The sequence below is a fragment of the Kitasatospora sp. NPDC048365 genome, assembly GCF_043200835.1.
GTDB classification, from domain to species: Bacteria; Actinomycetota; Actinomycetes; order Streptomycetales; family Streptomycetaceae; genus Kitasatospora; species Kitasatospora terrestris.
Map to the genome: position 1 here is coordinate 1 of NZ_JBICYJ010000063.1, position 23918 is coordinate 23918.

Sequence of the window (23918 nt, forward strand, 5' to 3'; positions counted from 1 at the left end):
GCCGATGGCCGTCTTACGTTTTCAGGTGACACCCGCTACCGGGACGAAACCCCCGGAATGGGTGGAACCCGTACACCACTTCCCTGGACGCAACCCACGGCCGGGGCGCTGGTTCGCGAAGCGATGACATGGTCGGATTCTCTCCTCCCTGGTGCGGGTGCGGTGACCTTCCGCAAATCCAGCTGCTGAAACGAGTCCGGCAGGCCCGGGGTGAGATCCGCACGCCCTCACCGGCGACCGGCAGATGCCCCCGAGCGGCTCTGCTCCGGCGCTCCCCCATCTCCCAGCGGACACATAGCATCGCCTGGGGCCAGGCTGCCGGCACACGAGGCGCGAACGCCGCTGGCACAGGACGCTATCCAGGTCGCGGAGAACCTTTCGTCGACGGGGGCTGGATCCGGTCATGTTCAAGCTGGCGAGGGTGAGACACGTTGGGACAGCCCAGGACCCACGCGGACAACCACGGACAACCATGAACCTCCACGGACAGCGAAGAGGCCTGGCCGAACCCGTGCGGGCCGGGAGCACCTGTCGTTTCGTCAGGGTCGGCTTGCGCCACACTTCCAGCATGCCGAGCTTTCACGACAGGAAGGCGATCGGTGACGCCCACGAGCGACGCGTCACCGAGGAACTCAACCACCGCGGCTGGGATGTCAGCCCCTGGGGCCAGGGAGTCATGGGCGAGCCCGTCCGCCTGGCCCTCCGCAACACCGACAGCTTCCTTCGTTGGACACCCGACCTCATCGCGGCCCGGGACAGGCAGGTCGTCATGATCGACTGCAAGAGCCGGATGACCAGCCGGACAAGCAGTCGGCACGCCATAGAGAACGCCGCCGTCACCGCCCATCTCCAGCTCGTCGCCTGGAGCAGACTGCCGCTGTACTACGCCTTCGACAACCTCGACCTCCTCACCCCTGGCGACGCCCTCGGCACGGGCATCCACGGACCGCGGACCACCGCCGGCTCCGGCGCGCCCTACCTCCTCGTCCCCACCGACCGCGCCCTCGCCTTCGACCACGTCTTCGGCCCTCGGCAGCCCAGCGCGCTTCCGGATGCGGCCTGAGCTCCGCCCGCCACACCCGTCTCCCCGAGTCCTGCCCTTTTCTACCTGCGTGGCAGCCGCAGCTCGAAGTAGACGACCTTGCCGACTGCCTTGCGGGCGGTGCCCCACTTGTCAGCCAGCGTCGCAACCAGGTTGAGGCCCCGGCCCCACTCGTCGAAAGGCTCGACAGGCTCCAGCGAGGGCATGTCGTGGTTGTCGTCGCTGACCTCGACCAGCAACTTGCCCGTGCAGATCAGCTGGAGCTGCACCTCGGTCCTGGCCACCCGGACCGCGTTGGTAACCAGTTCGGAGACCAACAGTTCGGCCCGCTCGGTGAACCCGGTCAGGCCCCAATTCACCAGCTGCTCCCGGACCAGCGTCCTTGCCAGACGGACCGAGCGGGGATGCACATCGAGCCGCCAGGTGGCGACCTCGGTCGGCGGGACGCCGTCGAAGCGGGCCACCAGCAGCGCGGCATCGTCCTGTCGGCCCTGCGAGTGCAGGGTGTTCAGGACGGTGTCGCAGGCCTCCTCCGGGGTCTGCTTGGGATTGATCAGGTTGCCGCAGAGCGCGGCCAGCCCCTCCCCTATGTCGCCGCCCCGCGACTCGACCAGGCCGTCGGTGCACAGCACCAGCATCGAGCCGTCCGTGACGTCGATCTTCTTCGCCACGAACGGCACCCCGCCGACGCCGATCGGCGCGCCGGTGGGGATCTCCAGCAGCTCGCCGCGCCCGTCCGGGTGGACCAGCACCGGCGGGACGTGCCCCCGTGGCCACCGCGCGCATCGCCGAACTCACCGGCCTGAACACCCGCCCGGGCTGGCCGTCCGGGATGCGGCTGCTCGTACGCCGTAGCCGCCCCTCGCCTGACAGGCCAAGAAGCTCACCGACCTCGAAAAGCGCACCGGCTGGCGGTACGCAATCACCGCCACCAACATCCGGCACATGCGGGGCATCGCTGGCTCGCACCAGCCGCAGTGGCTGGACGCCCTCGGCCGGGCCCGCGCACAGGTGGAGGACCGGGTGCGCTGCAACAAGGCCATGGGCCTGCACAACCTGCCCTCCAAGGACTGGACCGCCAACCGGGCCTCGCCGGGGCCGAACCGGCGACGATGCGCTACCGGCTCTACCACCTGCCGGCGAAGCTCACCCGACACGCCCGCTGCCGCTGGCTCACCCTCTCGCAGACCTGGCCCTGGGCAGGCGCCTTCACCACCTGCTGGCACCGCCTCGGCGCCCTGCCCGCACCGGCCTGACCCACCACCCCATCCCGACGAGGCCCAGGAAGGAGGACAACCGCACCCCCTCGGTGCCGTGGAACCCGAGCGCAGCCGCAGCGACACGCGACGGCCCCACCCCCGATCACGAGGGACGAAAGGGGCGAACCGACCCCGCGGTCAGCGGCTCACAAGCCCTGACGAATCGAGGCTGCCGCCGCCGCCACGAGCCGACCGACATCACGAGTTCAAGTTCAGTACCCGCAGCCGGCATCCTCGCTGCGCACCGACCCCGACTACCCTACGCGCACGATCAGTTACCAGTGACAGCACTGCGCGACCGAGCGTGTTGCGCCATCCGGGCGCGCCCGGAAGCGCTTGATCCGCGCACACATGCAGCGAACCGAACCGGCCCAGCCCCGCCAGCCGAGCGGCGAGTAACTTCAATCTATCCAATCACCGAATAAAGCCACTCAGAAAGCCCCGAGCCAGGAATTTCCAATTCGGAATAACTGCCCGCGACGATCCAATCCCCATCCCACGATACCCGCCACTTCTCGTTCCGATAGTTCCAGAGCTCCAGATATGCCTCGCGAACGCCCTCCAGCGAGCCGAGCTCGTGTAGCGCATATTCTCGCGACACAAAGACCGGCTCATCCCCAATTGTTCCCGCACCCGTCCGAGGATTATCAAACCTAATCAACACGTACGGGGACGGGCCACGCCCAAGGTTGGATGGGTTGAGCATCCGAGAAAATCGCTCCGCCGCCTGAGCGGCCGACTCGAAGCCGGAAATCTCCATGGAGTATGCAGGAAAAATTCCCAATACCGCACGATTAAGCTCCGGGTCTTTCGGAAATAGCCGATGCGCCTCGGGGCGAACCCGACCAATCACGTCGAACCCGAACCCTGGCCATGAAAAGCCCGCCACGGAAGCCAGCGGCCGGGAATCCCCGACGAAATCCGGCTCACGCTCCCGGACAAATCGAAGTACGGCCCGACACAGACCCGCATCATACGAATCCATTGTGTTGAGTCGAAACGCATACTTGCGATCCAGACTGACCATTGCCAGGAGTGTGAACCCTGGGGCAGGGCTCCACTCCCACGCCTCAGGAATTCCAGGAACCTCCCTGGCCCCCGGCATCTCAGACAACCTAACCGAAATATCCATCCAACACTCCCAAAATCCACCTACCGGCTATACTCAGGCCCCGTATCCTGGCGATACCGGATGCCACTGTGGGCCATCCTGGATCCGTGAGACGAGTTTTCCGGCCTACCCATTGCCGTCATGCCGCTGACTTCATTATAGAAGTCGTTCCGCTCCGCTCGAGACGAATTATACCCCTCCATGTTCCAGTGCTCTACAACCATTGGAGAATGATCATAGGTAAGATCATTAAATTCAATCACCTCACCGCTCGAGTCACGCCAGGTAAGCTCACTTCTCGGTTTTCTACTTCCATCCGGCCTGGTCGGCCACCCACCAGCCGCGCGCCCCTCATCCGTGAAGCGAGTAACCATATACTCATGAGTCGGCGTGCGATATTGGCTCGGATATTCAGATTCGCGGTTATGTCTAGGAGAACCGCTACTCGGCATAGTCCCGAATCCACCGCTCGCAAGTCGCGGCTGCGCTCCGCTTGCACAAACGCATGTGGTCGAATGGGTCGGGTCTGTTCCACCGCAGTTGTGGACCAGAACTGGCACAAGTCCGGCTAGAACGTAGTAAGTGTGAAGCTCTTCGACAGTAAGGTTGTACAGGTTTGCGGCGCCGGGAATTTGTTCAACCACGACGACCCGAACATGTGCGCCATCGACAGAGATCAGGTCGTGGCCGGGTACAAGATTACCAGCAGGGATCCACGACCGTGTTGTTTCATCCCAGAAGGGGTGTTTCTGGTTGGTGTGGATCGTCCTTTGGGAACCATCAGCCGTTTGGACAGTTAGGTCAATGAGATCATTGTCGTGATTGATCCAGGTTGCATTGACTGTGCGCGGGCCGGCGCTTCGGCCAGTTCCAGGGTCGGCTGCTTCAATCTGGTCGCCAGGTGCAACATTAGCGATTGCCTTAGTGGTGCCATCACCCATGAGGACCGCCGTTTCAGGCGAGAAACTGCACGCGTCGGACCCGGATCCGTTGTTTCCTCCCGCCTGCTGGTGACTTTCTCGCTGGGGGGTGGATGAGCCAGCAGGAGCCTCTACCGATTCGATCTGGCGTGGGCGGTCCGGGCCATCGCCCGGCACGCTTTTGCCCGACTGGCGGGTGATGGTGTTGTTGGCCTTCGGATTATTGGTGTTGTTGGAGGTGGGACGGGGCGAGTTTGGCGCCTGCTTGGCTGGCGAGTCTATTCCCTTGGAACCACGCCAGCCGGTTTCACCGCCATGCGCCCGCGCGGGCGTCGCTCCTGACTTGGGAAGCTCTGGCTCGTTCAGGCTTCGCTCCCAGCGTCCCATTGCTTCTTCGTTGTGTCTCGCCTGCGACCGGGCTGTCTCTACTTCGGAGTCGCGGTGCTGCCGCTCACGCCGCTCGTTCTCGCGCTGCTCAGGGCCGTCTCCGTGGTTTTCGCGACGCGCGTCATGCGCACTGGCCTTCTTGGAAAACTTCTTTTCCTTGGGCGCGCCGAAGAGTCGCTTCAGCCCGCTGCCGCTCTGAGGAGGATTTCCTCCGAGGTAGTCAAGCGAGGTGATCTCGCCGTGGCCACCGTCGCCGCCAAAGCTGGTGTGTCCGGATCTGTCGGTGTTGGTGAGTGGGTTGGCGTCGCCGTAGGCGTAGCGGTTTGCGTGTGCGGCTGTGGTGGGCTCGAGGGTGAGGGTGTCGCGGCTGGTGAAGGCTCCTGCTGTTGGGTCGTACCAGCGGGCGTGGGCGTTGACGAGCTTGGTTGCGGGGTCGGTCCAGTTGTCCTGGTAGCCGATGTTGGTGGTGGGGCCGGTGCTGGAGAGGACTTTGCCCCAGGGGTCGTAGCTCGTGGAGCTCGTGGGGGTGGTTCCGGTGGCGGTGAAGGTGGCGATGAGGTCCTGGTGGCTGTCGGAGAGTGCCAGGACGGGGCCGTTATTGGTGGTGAGAGCGAGGAGTCGGCCGGCGGGGTCGCGGTCGAAGGTCTGCGTGCCGTCGTAGGTGACGTCGTTACTGATTCGGTCGTAGTTGAAGGATCGTCCGGCTGTTTCGGCGAGCCGGCCGAGGGCGTCGTAGGTGTAGGTGGAGCCAGCGGTGCTGGCGAGTTGTTCGAAGGCGTCGTAGGTGCTGGTGGTGGTGCCGGTGGGGGTGGTGGTTGTGGTGAGGGCGCCGCGGGCGTCGTAAGTGTAGGTGGTTGTTCCGGAGGTGATGCGGCGGTCGCGGTCGTCGTAGGTGTAGGTGGTGGTGCCGGATTGGAGGAGGTTGCCGTTGTTGTCGTAGGTGTAGGGGGTTGTGGTGGTGCCGTTCTGCCATGACGTCAGGCGGTCGGCCCAGTCGTAGCTGTAGGTGTTGGTTCCGCTCCCGCTGAGGCCTGTGGTGATTTTGGAGGTGAGGCGTCCGGCGGGGTCGTAGGCGTAGGTGATGGCTGCCTCGGCGGTTCCGGCCGGGTTCTTGAGCGTGTCGGTCTTGAGGTGGTGGAGTCCGTCGTAGGTGAATGCGCGGTTGGAGGCGTTGGTGCCGTAGGCGGCCGAGAGGAGCTGCCCGGTGTTGTCGTACTGGTAGGTGATCCGGGTGTTGGTGAGGGGCTCGTCGATGGTGGTGAGGCGGTCCTCGTTGTCGTAGGCGAAGGAGGCAGCCCCTGCTCGGTCCGACTTGCTGGTCATGTTGCCGTTGGCGTCGTAGCCGAAGGTTGCGCTGCCGCCTGTTCCGGACTGGCTGAGGACGAGGCCGCGATCGTCGTAGGTGAACGAGTTGGTGGTGGTCCCTGCGACTGCCGACAGAACGCGGCCGGCTTTGTCGTAGGTGAAGTTCCGGGTCGCGGTCACTGCTGCGGCGCCGGTTCCGGCGAGCGATGTGAGGTTGCCGCCGGGGTCGTAGGTGTAGGAGGTGGCAATTCCTCCGGGCGAGTTATGAGAGACGACCTCGTGGGCAGCGTTGTACGCGGTGGTGAAGGTCCTGTCCGCAGCGGCGGTTTGGCCAGCGGTCGGGGGTTCGATGGTGGCTTCGGGCAAGCCGAGCGTGTTGTAGGTGTAGTAGACGTCGGTGGCCGCGGCGCCGGTCGTGCGAGTCCGGGTGAAACGGGTCCGGTTCCCGGCGGGGTCGTGGCCGAAGGTGGTGGTGATCGAGGCGGTAGCAGAGGTGGGCTGGGTCTGGCGTATCAGCTCGTCCGCGGTGTCGTACTCGAACGTGGTGGTGTGACCGTTGGCGTCGACAGCGTTCAGTCGGTTGCCGTCAGGGTCGAAGGTGGCTGACGTCCTGGCGAGCTCGGTCGTTCCGTCCGGGGCAAGGTCGGTGGTCTGGATGACGTTGTCGACCTGGTCGTACGTGGTGACTGTCGCGGTGCCGTCCGGGCGGAGAACCCGGGTCTGCTCGCCTGTGAGGTTGGTGGTGTACCTGGTGGTGTTACCCAGGGAGTCAGTCGATGAGGTGAGTTCGGCCGCGGCGTTGAAGGCGGCTGTGGAGGCGTGCCCTCGGGGGTCCGTTGCCCCGGTCAGGTTTCCGGCGTCGTCGTAGCTGAAGGTTGTGGTGTTGGCCACCGGGGTCGGCTGCCGAACGATGGCGGTTGCCGTCATAAGGCGGCCCAGGTCGTCGTAGGTCGCCTGGTTGACCGCGCCTGTGGGGTCGGTGCTGGAGAGCAGCTCGCCGTTCAGGTCGTAGGAGCGGTTCCAGATCGGCGAGGTGCCGTTCACGGGGGGCTCGGTGAGCTTGACGAGGTTGCCGAGCTGGTCGTAGGTGGCTTGGGTGGTGCGGGCGAGTCCGGTCGGGTCGACGGTGGTGGTGATGGGGCGGCCGAGCGTGTCGTAGTCGACGGTGGTGGACGGGCGGATGGGTGTGGCGGTCCCGGGTGCCGTGTAGACGTTCTCGGCGGCTGCGGTTTGCTCGGAGTTGTTGTTGTAGGTGTAGGTCGTGATGTTGCCGTTGGGGTCGTCGACTGAGGTCAGGTCGCCGAAGGTGTCGTACCCGTAGGTGGTCAGCGGGGCGGTCTGCTGCTGGATGTTGCTGCCGGTGGAGGTGTTGTAGACGTCCGTCGTGACGGTGGGCTCGATCTTCTGGGTGAGCCTGTCCAGGGGGTCGTGGACGTAGGTGGTGGTGAAGGCGCCCGGGGTGCCGCCGGCGACGTTGCCGTTCGGTGCGGTCTCGCTGGTCTTGCGTCCGCGCTGGTCGTAGGTGAACGTCGTGACCTGGTTCTGGGGTGTGTTCTTGATCGTGCTTCTGGTGAGGTTGCCGGCGGTGTCGTAGGTGGAGTCGATTTGGCGCGACTCGCTGCCGGCGGCGATGGCAGCTGTCAGGACGCGGTCGTCGGCGTTGTAGGTGTAGGTGGTGGTGCGGTTGAGGCCGCCGGGGTCGAGGGTGGCGCTGGTGGTGCGGCCTGCGGCGTCGTAGCTGGTGGTGACGGTGGTTTTGCCGCCTCCGGTGACCTGCTGGATCAGTTGCCCTGCGGCGTCGTAGGTGTTCTGTTCGAGGACGATGTTGCGCTGGGTGCCGTCGGTGTTGCGGTAGCCGTCGAGGTCGGTCTCGGCGAGGGTGTCGTCGTCGTAGTAGTAGTGGTGGATGGTGCGGCCCATCGCGTCGGTCACGGTCGCGAGGCGGCCGGCCGGGTCGTAGGCGAGTGATTCGAGCAGCTGGTAGCGGGAGGGAACCGGGCTGGTCGGGCTACCGGTGTAGTTGGAGATCCCGGTGCGCAGCTTTCGGCTCAGGCCGTCGTAGCTGTAGTTCCACTTGGTGCCTGTGGGGTCGGTCTTTTGGGTGACGTTGCCGTAGTCGTCGTAGGTGTAGCTGGTGGTGCGGTTGGCGGGGTCCTTGGTGCTGGCGAGGAGGTTATTGGTGGTGTTGTAGGTCCAGGTGGTGGTGCGGGTGGGGTCGCCGCCGGTGGTGTCGGAGACGGTCTGGGTGGTTCGGTTGCCGTCGTTGTCGTATGTCGTGGTGGTCTTGCGGGTGTGGATGGTGCCGGTGACGGCGTCGGTGGCGGCGGGGTCGGTCTGGGTCAGGGCGTTGCCGAGGCCGTCCCATGTGTAGTTGGTGGTGACTGCGTTCTGCCCGGTTCCGCAGTTGGTGCAGTTCTCGGTGCGGGCGGTGAGTCGGCCGAGGTTGTCGTAGGCGTAGGTGGTGACAAGGCCTGCGGCGTTGCTGGTCCTGGTGAGGTTGCCTGCCTTGTCGTAGGCGTAGGCGATGGTCTGTCCACCTGGGGTGGTGGTTGTGGCGGGAAGTGCGCTGGGCTGGTTGCCGCTGGACCCGACGGCGGGTTCCGTTCCGGTGGTGTAGGTGCGGTTTGTGGTGCGGCCGTTGGTGAATCCGGGCGTGGCCGGAAGAGTGGTGCTGGTGGGGTTGCCGGTTTCGTCGTAGGTATAGGTGGTGGTGTAGGTGGTGTCGTCGGCGTTCTTGGAGCGGGCGTCGCTGGCGGTCAGTTGGTGGTCGTTGGCGGGGTTGAAGGGGTTGGCGGTGTCGAGGGCGTAGGTGGCGTAGGAGGTGTGGCAGTCGGCGGCCGTGGTGCAGGTGGTGGTGGAGACGGTGTTGCCGCGTTCGTCGTGGCCGGTGGTGACGGTGTGCCCGTTGGGGTCGGTGACGGTGTAGAGGTAGCCGTGGGTGTCGTAGGTGTAGCGGGTGTAGCCGCCGGTGGTGTCGTAGGTGGTGATGAGCTTGCCGGTGCGGGTGTCCCAGCGCCAGGTGGCGGTGCGGCCGAGCGGGTCGGTGATGGAGGCGAAGGTGACCTTCGTCCTGGCCGCGGCGCTTCCCATGGCCCTGTAGTGGGTGCTGACGGTGTCGTCGTTCAGGCGGCTGGGGTAGAAGGCGACCTCGGCGATGGAGCCGGTGAAGCGGCCGTCGGTGTTGGTGGGGTGGTTGGGCCAGCCGCCTTCGGCGGTGCCGGCGCCGATGTAGGCGTAGGCGGAGCCGTTGTAGTAGACGGTCCGGGCGGTGGTGCTGACGGCGGCCTGGGCGCCGTCGAGGTAGAGGGTCTGGCCGCTGTCGTCGCCGGCGAGGACGGCGTGGTGCCAGGTGTTGTCGGTGACGGTCTTGTTCGAGGTGATGGCGTTGGCGCCGTCGCCGGTCCACAGGGCTCCGTAGAGCTTGCCGTCGGTGCCGATGTAGAGGGCGGGGTTCCATCGGTCGACGGCGGCGGTGTGGGCGCTGCCGAGGGCGAAGGACTGGTAGGCGTAGAGGACGCCGGGCGTGGTGGTTTTGAACCACAGCTCGATGCTGTTGGGGCCCTTGATGGGGGCGGCTGTGGCGGGGAGCTGCAGGGTGGAGGTGGTGCCGTTGAAGGTGGCGGCGGTGGCGTCCCAGGTGTCGGTGGGGCCCGCGGTGCCGAGGGTGACGTTGTTGTAGGTGCCGTGGTCCTGGTTGGGCAGGGCGGTGCCGAGGGTGTCCTGGGCCTTGGTGGCGCCGGCGGGTTCGTCCAGGCGCCAGTAGCCCTTCGGGTTCTGCAGGGTGATGGCGGACCGGTAGTTCGCGGACTGGGAGACGCCTTCGCCGGGCGGGGCGGTGGCTTGGGTGTAGTGGCGGCTGATGACTGTGGCGCTGAGGGTGGAGTTGTAGAAGGCGAAGTCGGCGATCTGGCCGTTGAAGTGGCCGTCGGTGTCGGCGGGAGCTGAGGGCCAGTTCTTGGCGGTGCCGGCGCCGAGGTAGACGTACTGGTCACCGTTGTACTTCGTGTCGCCGACGAGCGGGGCCCCGCTGGCGACGCCGTCTACGTACAGCTGCTGGGAGGAGCCTCCGGTGTCGACCACGAGCGCGGCGTGGTGCCAGACGTTGTCGTCGACGGTCTTGTCGGAGACGGGGGTGTTGACGGAGGAGCCCGTCCACATCTGGCCGTGGAGCTTGTGGTCGGTGCCGACGTACAGGCCGGGGTTGTAGTTGCCGCTCGTGCCGGAGCCGAGGGGGAAGGACTGGTAGCCGTAGATGACGCCGGCGCTCGCGGTCTTGAACCAGACCTCGATGGTGGCGCCTTCACCGGTGCGCGGCACAGCGGTCGCGGGCAGCTGCAGGTTGGAGGTGGTGCCGTTGAAGGACGCGGCCGTGGTGCCGCCGCTCGAGTAGGGTCCGGCGGCGCCGAGGGTGACGTTGGTGTAGGTGCCCTGGTTCTGGGCGAGGGCCTGGGAGGTCAGGTATTCGGTGGCCTGGTTGCCGGTGGTGTCGTTCAGGCGCCAGTAGCCGGAGGGGCGGGCATCGACGACGGCGGCGTCGTAGGCGGCGGCACCGTTGGCGGCCTGCCGCCACAGGTCGCCGACCTTGTCGCCGTAGTAGAGGCCGTGGTCGAACGCGGCGACGCCTGCGATCTGGCCGGTGAAGTGGCCGGAGGGGTCGGTGGTGGGTGCGGCCGGCCAGCCGGAGCTGACCGTGCCCGCGCCGACGTACACGTGGGCGTCGCCGTTGGGGATGATCGCCGCGTTCAGCGTGCCGGCGGCGGTGCCGTCGAGGTAGAGGGTCTGGGAGGTGGGGTTCTCGGAGGACAGGGCGGCGAAGTGCCACTTGCCGTCGGTCACGGTGGCGGCGGAGGCCAGAGTATTGGCGCCGTTGCCGGTCCAGAACTGGCCGTGGAGCTTGCCGTCGGTGCCGACGTACAGGGCGGGGTTCCACTGCTGGCCGGAGACCGGCGCGGCGCCGATCGGCATGGACTGGTAGCCGATTAGCACACCGGCCGTGGTGGTCTTGAACCACAGGCTCAGCGTGCCGGAGCCCCCGGTCGGGGCGTAGGCGGCGGGGATCTCCGCCCAGGACGTCTTGCCGTCGAAGGTGGCGGCGGCGGAGCCGGTCATCGGCCCGGTGGCGCCGAGGGTGACGTTGGAGTAGGTGCCGTTGTTCGGGGTGGGCCGCGCAACGTTGATCATGTTGACGGCCTGGCTCGCCGAGCTCTCCGCGAGGCGCCAGTAGCCGGCCGGGCGGGAGCCGAGGACCGCGCTGCGGTACTCCTGCTCCGAGCCGGACACGGTCGGCGCGTTCAGCTTCCACACGCCGCCGTTGGCGTCGGTGACCTGGGTGGCCCGGTCCTTGAGCGTGTCGTAGGTGACGGCGAGCTTGGTCTTGCCGGACGGCAGCGCCAGGTTCGTCAGCTCCGAGGAGGCGTTCTGGGACGCGGCCCACTGCGCGGTGACGGCGGGCGCACCCAGCGCGTGCTGATAGAGCGCGACCTCGGCGATCTGGCCGGAGAAGCGGTTGACGCCACCCGCACCGGCGGCGGGCGCCGCGGGCCACGGGATGCCCTGGGTGTAGCCGGCGCCGATGTAGGTGAAGTCGCAGTCCAGGTGGTCGATCGCGCCGCCCAGGGTGCCGACCTGCTGGCCGTCCAGGTAGAGGGTCTGGGTGTCGCCCGCGCCGGACAGCACGGCGTAGTGCCACTTGCCGTCGGTGACCGCGGTGCTGGTGGTGATCGGGTTGAAGCCGATCGCGGGGCCGTAGAACTCGCCGCGGAGCTTGCCGTCGGTGCCGATGTACAGCGGCTGGGAGGCGTGGGAGGGGGCGGTGTCCAGCTTCTGGTTCTGGTAGCCGACCAGGACGCCGGGGGTGGTGGTCTTGAACCACAGGCCGACGGCCAGGTAGCTGTTGCGCAGCGAGCCGTCGGGCAGCTTGAGGGAGGAGGTGGAGCCGAACCCGGCGGTGGTGGTGGCCGATCCGGTCAGCGGTCCGCCCGCCGTCCCGAGAGTGACAGCGGTGTAGGTGCCGTTGTCGGCGGCCTGGTTGTCGATGATCTCGCTGCTGGCGGTGGTGCCGGAGGCTTCGCCCAGGCGCCAGTAGGAGGCGGGGGCTGCGTCGAGGACGGCACTGCGGAAGTGGGAGCCGGCGGTGTAGCCGTAGGTGGTGCAGGGGCGGGTGGTGTTGGTGCCGGTCGGGGGTGTGCAGACCTGGTTCAGCCGGTCGGGGTTGGCACTGTCGTAGGTGTAGGTCCAGGTGAGGGCGGTGGCCTGATCGGTGCCGGTGACCGGGTCGGTTGCGACGCTCGCGATGTGCCGGTTGTCCGCGGTCCAGGTCAGGTGCAGGGCGCGGCCGGAGGCATCGTCGGTGACCGCGGTCAGTTTGCCCGAGGTGTAGGCGAGGCTCTGGCTGTGCTGCTGCCGGTCGGTGATCTTCGACAGGAGGTAGCCGGTGCCGGAGGGCTGGCTGAAGGTGTAGACGGTGCCGGTCTTGTCCGCCAGCTGCCAGCCGCCGGCTGCGGTGCTGGCGAGGGTCTCGAACTCCCCGGAGGGGGAGGTGTAGAGGGACATGCCGGTGGTGGTGCGGGCCGCATCCGACCACGGCGTGGCGCCGGCGCTGTGGTACAGGTACTGGACGCCGGTGGCCTTGGCGACCGCGATGATGTCGCTGGAGGCATCGCCCGGTATGCCCTTGAGCGCGGCGAGGTCACGCATGCCGGACCAGCTGCCCGGGGTGCCGATGGTGCTCGGGCTGGCGAGGGAGGAATTGCCGAGCGTGGCGTTGCCAGTGCCAAGGTAGCGCAGCAGGTTACCGCTGGCACTCTGCACGGCAGCGATGTCGCCCTTGCCGTCGTTGTTGAAGTCGCCGCCGACGATGTCGGCCATGGCGTTCCAGCCGGAGCCGAGCGAGACGGGGTTGTTGATGGACTGGCCGCCGCTGTTGATGGGGAAGGCGTAGAGGAATCCGCTGGACTTCTCGATGGCGACGATGTCCTTGCGGCCGTCCGCGGCGAGCGGCGGGGTGACGGTCAGGCCCGTCATGCCGTTCCAACCCGACGCACCGATGGTCACCGCGTCGCCGAAGCCGCCGCCGGCCTTGCCGGGGAACATGCGCAGCGAGCCGTTCCAGTTGACGACGGCGATCACGTCGCCGATGCCGTCGCCGGTGACGTCGGCGCCGGTGACTTGGGAGACGCCGTTCCAGCCTTCGCCGAGCAGGCGGCGCTTGGTCTGGGAGTAGTCGGGGCCGGGGTAGAGCCAGAGCTTGCCGGTGGCGTAGTCGACCGCGACGACATCGTCGATGCCGTCGCCGGTCTGGTCGCCGATGCCTGCGAGCTGGGTGAGCTGGAAGTCGTTACGGCCAAATCGCTCGGTGCGGCCGCTGGCGGTGGTGAGGACCACCGATCCGCTGGTGTCGCCGTCCGGGACGACGCTCATGTCGTAGGCGGAGGCCCAGCCGGCTCCGAAGAGAGTGGAGGTGCGGGGGTCAAGCGAGTTGTAGGAGCGTGCGACCTCGAGGTCGGGTCCCACCGCAGAGACAGATGCATCGGTGGCGCTTGTGGTGTAGTTGCCGACCTTTGCGTCGAACGACCTGCCGGAACTGTCACTCGCGGTCTCTCCGAGGCGCGAGGTGATCAGCGGTTGCTGCACGGTGGTTGTGAACGATTTGAAGGGCGTGAACGCGCTTTCGGTCCCGTGGTCGCCGACCTTCACGGTCCACAGGTAGGTCGTGTTCCAGCTCAGCTTTCCGGCGGGAACTGTCCACGAGGTGTTCGATTGCCATCCCGACTCGACGACCAGCTGCGGGTCGCCTGCCTCGGGGACGCTGTAGACCTGGAAGTCGTAGTCCAGGCCGGTGCCCGGGGAGCTGTCTGGGTCATGCCCGAGTGCGTACAGCTGTGGCGACAGGACACCGACCACGGTGCCGTCAGCGGGCTCGAACGTGTCCACCTGGGGTGGGGCGTTCTGGGAGGCCACGGAGAAGCAGTTCTGCCAGGGGACACCGTAGTTGTCGTGGAGTGACGCTGTGCCGCCGACATAGCCGTCCCAGCAGAGGGAGAAGTTCTGACCTGTGGGAAGGGGCGGGATGATGCCGGTCATGGTGACGGATTCACCCGTCTTGACCAGCCCGGGGACGCCGGTCAGCGGCCCGCTGGCGACCTCCCGGATCTGCGAGTCGTAGATACGTGCCTTCAGCTGCATGCTGGAGGAGTTCCACCAGTTCGCTGCGACGTTCGTCAGCGTGACCTGCTGGGATCCGCTGGTGGTTGCCGTGGGTGAGACGTAGCTCCCGGCGAGCCCGATGTTCGCCGCCCAGTCGGTGTAGGTGACGTACAGGTACGGGGGGTAGCTGGAGTTGACGCTGGAGAATTTTTTCCACGAGTTGGAGTCCCAGGTGCTGGCGGTGACTGCGAGCCCGTAGTTGGCTCCGCCGTGTGCCCAGCTGTTCACCAGTTGGGAGCCTGCAGCCGAGGGGTCGTCCCCGAGGTCGATGTTCTCCCACGAGCTTCCGTTGGAGCAGCCGGTACCGGCGCCGAAGCTCCCCTGCCCGACGACGCCGCCGGCGAGGTTGACGCCTGGATAGGTGTTGATCGTGCTGGGGTTCCACGCGGAGGTGATCTGCTTGACGTAGACGTCGTGCCGGCCGCAGTCGTAGGACCAGATGTTGTTCATCGCGAGTCCGGCGGACAGGACGTAGTCGTTGTAGAGGGCGGATGAGACAGCGGGGAAGTAGAGGTAGCTGTTGGCGATGTGGCTGCCGCCGTCGTAGGTGCCGACCTTCAGTTCCGCGTCCGAGGAGTAGTTCGCCGTGAACGGAGACATCACGTAGGTCGACTTGCCTGCGTTCACGGTGGTGTTGGTCGTCGGGTCGACCTTCACCGGGAACACGCGCTGGGGGTCGTGGAGCCACGTCTGGTCCAGACTCACGACCAGCGCCGGCACGCCGTCGACCGTCGTCAGCTGGTAGGTGACCGCGTCGGAGTGGGCCGCCTCTCCCGACTTCGGGTCGACGGCGGAGTCCTCCATGTAACCGCGCGGAATCGTCAGACGGATGTTGCCCTCGGCGTCGGTGAACTGGGCGTTGCCGCTGCTGTCCAACGACGCGGTGAGACCGGTGAGCGCCAGCGGGAAGGTCCACGTCGAAGGGGCCGACGCGTCGTGCAGGATCAGGGTCTCCTTGATACCGACCGCGTTGCCTTCGTACAGCAGGTCGGCGCCCTTCATCGCATCGCGGAAGGTGAGCGTGTTGCCCTTCGCCTTGCCAACGGCGTTGCGGGCTCCCTTGAGGCTGTAGGACACCTGGTGGTCGGCGTCCACGGTCCACCTGGCCAGCGCCGGCTCGTCCGCCTTCCGCGCGAACGACGCCATCGGCTTGTTTGCAGCCTCGTGCCAGCGCTCGTCACGTCCCTGCGAGAAGGCAGTGTCGATGTCGTCCCACGAGCCGTCGGCCTTCTTGTAGTGAACCGGCCTCGTATACATGCGGACGGTCTTCGTGCCGTCAGGATTCAGAAAGACGGACGAGGTCTCGGTCCGTTCGGCGGGGATCTCCGTGCCGGCCGACGGGGGGCCCTGGACGGTGGTCGCGGACTCTTCACCTGCGCTCGGACCGGTCTTCTCTTCCCGGAACGTGTCCTTTGCCCGCTTCGCGCCACTCTCGTCCATGCGCCGGGTGGCGGCCTGAGGTACATCGACGCCGTGGACAGGCATTTCCTGTCCGAGACTGGTCGAGGGACGCTCTCCCGAACTTCCCGGCGCGTCAGACCTCTGGGGCTGTTCCCCAGGAGCCGGAACGTGTCCCCGGCCGGCAACGCCAGCGCCCTTGGCCTTGGCCTTGGTGGCATCCGACGGGACCTGGGCAGGCCGGCCGTCTGCCGAACCCGAGAGCTGCTTGGGCGTACTGGGCGTAGCCGCCACCTGAGCCTGGAGCGCCGTGAAGGCCCAGGCAGGCTCCGTGGAGAGCGGGACGAGGACCGCGACAACCGCCACCAGGGACCACAGGCGCGTGGCCAGAACGGAACGGTGACGCGACGACGACCGAGGCACGGTCAACTCCTTGGCAGGCAAAGCGAGCCCGGAACGGGCTAGGAACACGCAGATCTATCCGGTCTGCCTGCTTCAGCGCAATGCAAAGTACGAACCAAGACTCTCCCTATTAGGTGACTTCGCTACGGACACGCCCGATTTGGTCCATGACAGCAGGCAAAGATTTTAGAGAGTCGTGTCACGATCTATACGATTCCGTTACACAGAGCCAGGAGTTGACCAGCCGCGACTGCGCATAGAATCACCGGGTCGCGCAGGCGCCCTGAAACCGGCTCCACCCCTGCCGCGCAGGCGACCTCCAGCGATTGACTGTCGCCGCATGATTTGCTATGTCATTGCGTCGCGCTGGCGATCCATCGGCCAACTCTTGCCCGCTGCAAAGAAAGGGAGAAGTCGTGCCCTCCGCCAAGCATCTGTGGCACCGACGCAATGCCCTGGCAATCGTCCTGATAGTCCTGGCAGGCATCGCGCTGGCCACCTTCTTCCTAGACTCGGACGAGAAGAACCAGGTGAAGGTCGATGATGTTTCCGGGCGTGGCCTTGCATGCCTCATCACCGACCCGGCGGAAGCGACGACAAGTAGCGCGGGCGACCTGACCTGGCAAGTGATGAGGGAAGAAGCACCAGGTCAGAAGGCTAACGTTCAGCGACTCGACCTCCCACTCGAAGGGCCCGCATCTCCGCACGTGGCGTCACTTCTCAACCGGAGATGCGACCTCATTATCTCCACCGGCAGCAGGGCCAATTCTGCGGTTAGGGAATCAGCAGAAAGAAACCCTACCAAGCGATTCGCTGCCGTGGACCCGTCTGGCGCCGGGTTTCCTTCCAATGTTTCAGCGATCTCTGGGGATGCCGACGCAATTCGCCGTGGGGTCCGCGACCAGATCAAGCTTCTGCATGCCAATGGCTGACCAGAGAAAATAAAACAAGCACCGGGGTTGATGGCTATCCCCGCCAGATTCAGTCACTTGACGCCTGCCGATCCGGCATCACCCGATCACTGAAAAATGATGAAGAGGCGCGAGAGACTCGATCAATCCTCTACCTGACGCACACTCACGCGTAGAGTGCCCGAGGACCCGTCAAGTCCTGGGAGGGTCGTAGGCTGACGGACAACCAAAAGTGCGACTTGGAGAAGGAGATGTCCACTATCACCCTTGGCGGGCATCGGTCCGACCAGCCGAATCTGGTGATCGCAATGGGATCCCCGGCCAGCGTGCCTGACATACCGTCACGACAATATGGAACGCGGTGTCAATTACCATCGGCAAAGTGAACCGCTCCGAAGCGTCGGCCGCCCCGCCCCATGGCGCCTTCACCCAGGAAGGGCCCGCAGAGCGGTCATGACCTGGCTGGAGGCCTGCAGGCTGAATGAGGCGATTCGACGGACCCAGTAGGCGTGCGGCTTTCCCCCTCTGCGCCCGATCGGGTCGAGGCCACCCTGCTCCGTCGAATCCAGGACCGACTGCTGCCATACCCGGCGAGCGCGGCCGACTGACGGCAAGCAGTCCAAGCGGCCGGCTGAAGCACCCGCTGGCCGACGGGGACGCTCGGTCACGCCCGGACCCGGGTCAGGTCCGTCCTGCGGGCCTCCAGCCTCGGACCTCGAGGTGCGTGATCACGGCATCTGGTGCGAGTCGGTGGGTGGACACGAGCCACGCCTTGACCGCGGCGGCGACGTCGCCGCCTGCCGCGTCCACACGGCCTTTCCACTCGGTGGCGTCGAGGCCTGCTTGCCCGGGGCCGAGGCCGGCGCCGTAGGAGCGTTCCTCCGTGCCGTCGGCGCGTTGGACCACGCCTCGGCGAAGTCCCGGGGAGTCGTCGGGACTGCCCGCGTCGTAGACGAAGGCGCTCCTCTTGGCCCGGACCGTGAAGGCGACGCGGCCGCCGACCTCGGCCTGCCCGGCGATGACCGGGCGCAGGCGGGAGGCGCCGGAGGCGATGTGCTGCTTTCCGGCGCGGGCCAGGCTGCTGCGGTGGGTGTCGCCGACGACGTTCTTGGCGCGGACCCTGGCGTTGCGGCCGGTAGCGGTGGTGCGGCGTTGGACCAGGGTGTCGACGACGGCGTGGAGTTCTTCGGGGGTGGTGGCGGCGCCGGTGTGCATGGCCTCGAGGGCGCGGCGCAGCGCGGGTACGAAGGCGGCGCCTTTGCCTTTGGTGAAGAACTGGGAGACGAGGCTGGGGTCGCGGCCGAGGATCTGGGCGACGTGGCGTTTGGTGTAGCCGGCGTCGAGGAGTTGCTGGGTGAGCTGTGCGGCCTCGGTCTGCTGTGGCTGCGCTGCGGGGGTGTTGCGGTCTCGGCGTCGGCGGTCGGGCACGGGGGCTCACCTTCTTCCGGTGGAGGCTGTCGGTGTCGAGGGTGCGGGGGCGGGGGTGTTCGTGGTTTCTACTGTGGGGCGGGTTCGGTGTCGTGGAGGGCGCGGCCGGCGGCTTGCAGGGTGTAGAACGCGTCGTCCGTGGTGGGGGCGGGGACGGGTTCGGGGATGCGGCCCTTGAGGAGGTATTCGCCGGGCTGTCCGTGGTAGGGCCAGTTCGGTTCAGTAGTGGTGTAGATGGCGTCGGTGCGGAACGCGATAATGCTGCCGGGCGGCAGGTGGAGGGCGCCGACGCTGATGTTGTCCTCGCGCATGCGGGTGGAGAGCAGGGCGGCGCGGGCGGCGGACCAGACCCCGGCGGCCCATTCGGGGTGGGCGTTGGGGTCGCGGGAGAAGCCGGAGTTCTGCTGCCAGGTGACGTGGGTGTCGGTGACGCCGGTGATCTGCGCGCCGTCGGGGACCTGGTGCTCGGAGCCGAGGGGGGTCTGGCCGGTGATGATGCGGGGACGCTGGGCGAAGCCGCCGATGCCGAACAGCAGGATGCTGCGCACCGCGCGGGCCGCGAGGGCGGCAGCCTGCCGCTGCCGGGGGTCGGTGTGGACCTCGGAGATGGAGCGCAACGCGTTCCAGGCGTCGCGCAGGTGGGTGGACCACTCTCGCAGGGGGGTGCTGCTCTCCCACAGGAGGCCGTCGAGGATCTCGATGCGCCAGGGTTGGAGGGGGTTGCGCAGGGCGAGGTTGACTTCGGCGCCGCCGGCCCAGGTGGTGAAGGTGTGGCCGCCCTGGGCGGGGTAGGCCCAGGCCTTGTCGCCGGTGATCGGGGCGGGGAGCAGGCCGACGTGGTTCCAGCCGTTGGGGACGGTGACGCGGATGTGCCAGTGGGAGGGGGCGAAGAGGGCGTTGGTCTGTTCCTTCTCGCTCCAGGAGGCGAAGGTCGCGGCGGTGACGCGCTGCGGTTCGCCGACGCCGGAGGCCCAGCAGTGCTTGGCGTAGGCGAAGGTGCGGTCGAGTTCGACCCAGCGCGGGAGTTGGGTGGGGACCGTGGGCGGGGTGAGGAGTTCGGTGCGGCCCTGTCCGGCGGTGGCGTGGAGCAGGCCGCGGATGTCTTCGCTCATGACGGGGTATCCGTCGGCCCACTTGGCGCCGGTCTTGGCGGGGATGGTGCGGGTCCACAGGTCGCGGCCGGTCTGGGAGGGCGATCCGAGGAGGACGACGTCGTGCCAGTGGTGGCGCAGGTGCTGCCACAGGAGGACGAAGGCGTCGCGGACGGTGGCGGGGTCGGCTCCGGCCGGGTCGAACCACTCCCCCACGGACCGGATTTCGCAGTGCTGGTTGCCTCGCTGCCACCGTCCGACCGGGCGGCGTTCGTGGACGAGGTGGCCGGCCATCCGGTCGCGGGTGCGGCTGGTCTCGACCGTCCAGCCGTCCGGGAGGGGACCCGAGAGCCAGGCGGCGACGGCGTCGCGCAGGAACGGGTGCTGGTCGGCGTCGCGGTGCCAGGGGTCGCCGGCGGTGACGTAGATGCGCTCCACCGAGGCGGGCACGGTCGCGTAGACGGCGGTGATGATCTCGGCGACGGTGCGGGTACCGAGGTCGAGGCGGACCTGCTGGTCCCGGTGGACGAGGACGCCGGTCTCGGTGTCGAGGAACGCCATCTGGCGGGGCTGGTGGGTGAAGTTCGGGCGGGTGGAGACCAGGCCCGCCGTCGGGCGGGTCCAGCCGTCGCCCTCGGCGCCGTCGGGGATGGACGGCAGCTCCCTCGGCGCCCCCGGCTTCGGCTGCCCGGCCGCCGCAGGGGGCCGGGCGCCGTCGGGCGCGGCCGGGCCCGGGGCGGACGGCTGCGCCTCCACTGCCGGCGGCGTGGCGGGAAGGTGTGCCACGGTGCCGGGCTTCGGCTCGGCCGGCTGCTCGGGCACTTCGGGTGCCGCGCTGGCGGCGGTCGGCGGCGCGGTGGGGGCGGTGTCAGGGGCGAGGGCGGGGGCGAGCGCGACGATCTGACCGACACTCAGGCCCGCTGCGGGGGCGAGCCGGTCGGCGTTGGCCTTGGGGTAGGCGGCGAGCGCCTGGATCCGCCGGTCGCGGTCGGCCTCGAGTTGGGCGAGTTCCTTGCGCAGGGACGCGATGTCGTCACGCTTCGCGCGCAGCTCGGCCAGGCCCTGGTTGTAGGCCTTGCTGTCCACGGCGTGTCCTTCCTGGACGGACGGGAGGTCGGGTGGTGCTGGGGGTTCAGTGATGCGGCTTCTTGAGGTGCAGGCGCAGGCCGGCCGGTGCGCCCTTGTAGTCGCAGCCGTCCGTCGGGCAGGCGTGCCACCGTCCTTGGCGGACGGCTTCGTCGGTGACGGAGCGGGCGGGTCCGAAGCCGTGTTCCTGGAGCAGGCGGGGCACGGAGCCGTCGAAGCGGACGGCGAGGAGGGCGGCTTCGGCGATCTTGTCGTGGCCGCGGGCGAAGAACGCTCCGATGGCGGCTTCGGCTCCGCAGCCGCACCAGCAGGTGCCGGTCGGGACCAGGCGCGGCCGTTCCTGTTCAGCACTCATGCCAATCAAGATACAGCTTCTTGATTGGCATTCAAGATGCAGGGCCTGGACGGCAGTGCGGGGCGTGGCGCGGTGCGCCTCCCCCGGGGCGGGCCGCCCGGGCTTCCGGTGCGTGCACCGTGGCCGTGTGGCGGGGTGTCGTCGCTGTCCGTGGGTCAGGTGGCAGGGGCCTTATCGTCGTCATCGTCGTCCCAGGGGGGCGGGAACCAGAGTGCGTCGGTGAGCGGGTTGCCGTCGGTGAGGCGGCTGATCCGTCCGATGACCGCGGCGGGCTGGCGTTGCAGGGCGGCGGCGATCTGTTCGATGTCCGCCCCGCTGCGGGCCATGTCCGCGATGGCTTCCTCTTCCTCCGGTGTCCAGGGCAGGTAGGCGCGGGGGTGGTCGCGCATGACCTGGGCGCGGTGGGAGTTCGGGTCGGCGGCGGGCTTGCCCTGGCGAACGCTCAGGGGCGGGAGGAGTTCGATGGGGAAGGGCTCCAGGTGGAGCTTGGCGAGGTGGAAGCGTACGGCTTTGGCGCTGCGCCCCAGGTGGGCCGCGATGGCCTCGGGCGCGGCCCCTGCGGCGGCGTAGCAGTACGCGTCCTCCTCCGGCGTCCAGGCCCGGGCCCGGCCCGGGACGCCGCCCGGTGTCCGGGGCGGCGGGATCGCGGACAGGGGCCGGGGCCGGGCGCCCGCGTCAGCGCCGCGCGGGGCGGGCGGCAGCGGGTCCGGGCCGCCTTCGAGGAGTTCCAGTACGCGCCAGGTGAGGGCGAGGCGCATGCCGTCCTCCAGTTGCACCTCGACGGCGCTGGGGTCCAGCAGGCACGGGCCGTAGAGGACGTGCAGGCGCTGGCACGCGAAGGCCGTGGAGCCACCCGGGCGCGGCTGGTGTCGCAGGGTGCCGGTGCCGGGGTGCCCGTCGAGGGTCTCGGTGTCGGGGTCGCCGTGCCAGCGGCCGGCTTCGTCCTGGAAGGCGTAGAGGAGCAATGGGTCTCCCGGTCAAGGTGGTCGGTGGTCAGTGGGCGCCGGAGGCGGTGAGCAGGCTGTTCAGGAGGGCCGGGGCCGCGGGGTCCTCTGGCTGCAGGCAGGCGACGAGGTCGGTGTAGTCGGCCAGGGCCGCGTAGCCGGCCGGCTGGACGCCTCCGGGCCGCCCGCCGAGGGAGAAGCTCGCGGGAGCGTCCTTCGGGTGTTCGCGGGCGATCACGTGGAACACGTCGGGGCTCGGGGCGCTGTAGAGGACCAGGTGGGGGGTGACGGCGAGTGGGAACAGGAGCGTGGCGCGGGAGGTGATGAGGAGTTTGCGGTGCAGGTTCGCGGCGGCCCGCGCCAGAAGTTCCTCACGCGCGTAGGCCGCCCAGCCGGGTTCGCCCTCGGCGGGTTCGAGGACGGCCGCGGCCTCGGTCTCGGCGATCGCGTCGAGGACGGCGAGGTCGACCGGGTCGGCGTGCTCGCGCATCCCCAGGAGATCGGCGAGCATGCGCGCGGGTTCCGGGGCCGCATCGCGCCGGTGCTCGGTGCTGACGCCGGTCCTTTGGAGGACCGCGATCTGCGCGTCCCGCAGCCGCTCGTACCAGGGCACCAGGTAGGGCTTGCCTCCGTCCGGGCACAGCCATCCCTCGAGGGGCCTGACCTCGATGCGCTGGGCGGCGTAGGCGACGGCCGCGGTCGGGTACCAGTCGGGGCCGTCGCAGGGCCGGCCGTCGGCCGTGAACGGGACCGGCATCCGCTCGTCGTGGGGGAAGCCGGACAGGTCGACCAGCCACCGGCCCGCCCTCTTGCGGTCGAAGGCGGGGTTGTTGAAGTGCCTGGGCTGCGCGACGGGCAGGCGCGTGTCCGACGAGGCGGCGTTGACGAACGGCAGCGTGGTGCGCAGCGCGACGACGACCGAGTCGCGTTTGAGTTCCCTGGTGCTGGGGGTGCGGGCCCACAGCCGGACGCTGCCGCGGGCGGGTCCCGGGAAGGGGTCGTGGAGGTGGTTGGCCGCGAGTTCGGGGCGGGTCAGGCCCATGAGGTCGACGCCGCAGTGGGACGGGGGTGCGATGGGCGGCATGACCCGTGCGGTGTATTCGCCGAGCATGCGGGCGGTGTGGGTGGGCGAGGGCAGTTCGGCGAGGGCGCTTGCGGGGGGCGTCCAGGGCAGGACGAGCAGTTGCAGGCCCACGCTGTTGGGCAGGCCGAGGTGGCTCCAGGCGCCGACGGGGCGTCCGGTGCCGTCGCGGCCGGTCCGGTCGAGGATCTCGGCGGCCGTGTCCTGGTGGGTGCCGTGGCAGGTGGGGGGCAGGCCGAGGGCGTGGGTGGCGCTCGCGGTCAGGGCCAGGACGGGCGGGAGCTTGCGGTCCGATCCCTTGATTCCGTTCGTCGCCGCGCTCCACGGGGTGAGGCCGAGCTGTGCGGCGAGGTGGGGAAGGTCCTCGGGGCGGGTGAGGGGGCAGGGGCCGCTGCGCCCGTCGGGCAGGTTCACCGTGAACTCGCCTGCGGCGGCGGACAGGACGGCGACCGAGCCCGTGTGGCCGCGCGGAAGGGTGGTGTGGCGCGGCACCGGAGGCGGAGCGGGTTCGCTCCACTGCGGCAGGGCGGTCCACGGCACCGCGGCCGCCACCGGGCGGGCAGGGGCTGCTGCTGGGGGCGGCGGGGCGCTGCGGGGCGCGGGCACGACGGCCGGCGGGCGGACGGGTGCGGGGGCGGCGACGGCGTGGGGGTCTGCCCGGCTCTCCAGGTGGTGGAGCAGGTGGCAGTAGACCCGCCACTCCGGGCCCTGGCCCCGCCGGCCGCTCTCCCAGTTGCGGACGCTGGTGGAGCTGACCTTCAGCACCTTGGCGAACTCACGCGCCAGGTAGCCGGCCCCCTCGCGGATTCCCCTGGGATTTTCGGGGAACGTCGGCGGCGCCGGCAGATCCCGTTTGAGTGCCGTTTCCACGAACTCGGACAGCGTGAGCTCGAACAGCGTGGGGGTGCCCTGGTCGGTCACATCGGATTCCTGTCGACTAGGCGGCGTGCGGCGCCCGGCTTGGCGCGCTGCGCAGCAGTATGACCCGACGGC

General features: G+C 68.2%; 11 protein-coding genes. 3 read left to right on the plus strand and 8 right to left on the minus strand.

Going from position 1 to position 23918, the window contains the following annotated elements:
- Positions 1–568 precede the first annotated feature (568 nt).
- Positions 569–1063 carry a hypothetical protein gene (locus ACGFX4_RS37760; RefSeq protein ID WP_393084938.1) on the plus strand — a complete coding sequence of 165 codons (495 nt, stop codon included), beginning with the start codon at positions 569–571 and terminating at the stop codon, positions 1061–1063.
- 41 nt (positions 1064–1104) lie between these two features.
- Here ACGFX4_RS37760 and ACGFX4_RS37765 read toward each other — a convergent pair whose 3' ends face one another.
- Entirely contained in the window at positions 1105–1794 is a 690-nt protein-coding gene (locus ACGFX4_RS37765; RefSeq protein ID WP_393084941.1) for a SpoIIE family protein phosphatase, read from the minus strand.
- 360 nt (positions 1795–2154) lie between these two features.
- Between ACGFX4_RS37765 and ACGFX4_RS37770 the strand changes: the two genes are divergently transcribed.
- Complete coding sequence (locus tag ACGFX4_RS37770) at positions 2155–2298, plus strand: hypothetical protein (protein ID WP_393084943.1); 144 nt, start codon at positions 2155–2157, stop codon at positions 2296–2298.
- Between the two features lie 409 nt (positions 2299–2707).
- On the opposite strand, the gene ACGFX4_RS37775 is transcribed toward ACGFX4_RS37770, so the two are convergent.
- Entirely contained in the window at positions 2708–3328 is a 621-nt protein-coding gene (locus ACGFX4_RS37775; RefSeq protein ID WP_393084946.1) for a hypothetical protein, read from the minus strand.
- Positions 3329–3453: 125 nt separating this feature from the next.
- Entirely contained in the window at positions 3454–15486 is a 12033-nt protein-coding gene (locus tag ACGFX4_RS37780) for a LamG-like jellyroll fold domain-containing protein (RefSeq protein WP_393084949.1), read from the minus strand.
- A gap of 959 nt (positions 15487–16445) precedes the next feature.
- Between ACGFX4_RS37780 and ACGFX4_RS37785 the strand changes: the two genes are divergently transcribed.
- Positions 16446–16961 carry a hypothetical protein gene (locus tag ACGFX4_RS37785; protein ID WP_393084952.1) on the plus strand — a complete coding sequence of 172 codons (516 nt, stop codon included), beginning with the start codon at positions 16446–16448 and terminating at the stop codon, positions 16959–16961.
- A gap of 660 nt (positions 16962–17621) precedes the next feature.
- Here ACGFX4_RS37785 and ACGFX4_RS37790 read toward each other — a convergent pair.
- From ACGFX4_RS37790 to ACGFX4_RS37810, 5 genes are all read right to left on the minus strand, one after another.
- Positions 17622–18368 (minus strand): helix-turn-helix domain containing protein, encoded by a 747-nt coding sequence (locus ACGFX4_RS37790; RefSeq protein WP_393084954.1) that lies wholly within the window; start codon positions 18366–18368, stop codon positions 17622–17624.
- A gap of 68 nt (positions 18369–18436) precedes the next feature.
- The gene (locus ACGFX4_RS37795) at positions 18437–20545 is read right to left on the minus strand and encodes a Mucin-19 (protein WP_393084957.1); all 2109 of its coding nucleotides are present in this window, start codon (positions 20543–20545) and stop codon (positions 18437–18439) included.
- Between the two features lie 46 nt (positions 20546–20591).
- Positions 20592–20900 carry a hypothetical protein gene (locus ACGFX4_RS37800; RefSeq protein ID WP_393084960.1) on the minus strand — a complete coding sequence of 103 codons (309 nt, stop codon included), beginning with the start codon at positions 20898–20900 and terminating at the stop codon, positions 20592–20594.
- A 155-nt stretch (positions 20901–21055) separates the two neighbouring features.
- The gene (locus ACGFX4_RS37805) at positions 21056–21865 is read right to left on the minus strand and encodes a hypothetical protein (RefSeq protein WP_393084963.1); all 810 of its coding nucleotides are present in this window, start codon (positions 21863–21865) and stop codon (positions 21056–21058) included.
- A 28-nt stretch (positions 21866–21893) separates the two neighbouring features.
- Entirely contained in the window at positions 21894–23846 is a 1953-nt protein-coding gene (locus ACGFX4_RS37810; RefSeq protein ID WP_393084965.1) for a hypothetical protein, read from the minus strand.
- Between the last annotated feature and the right edge of the window lie 72 nt (positions 23847–23918).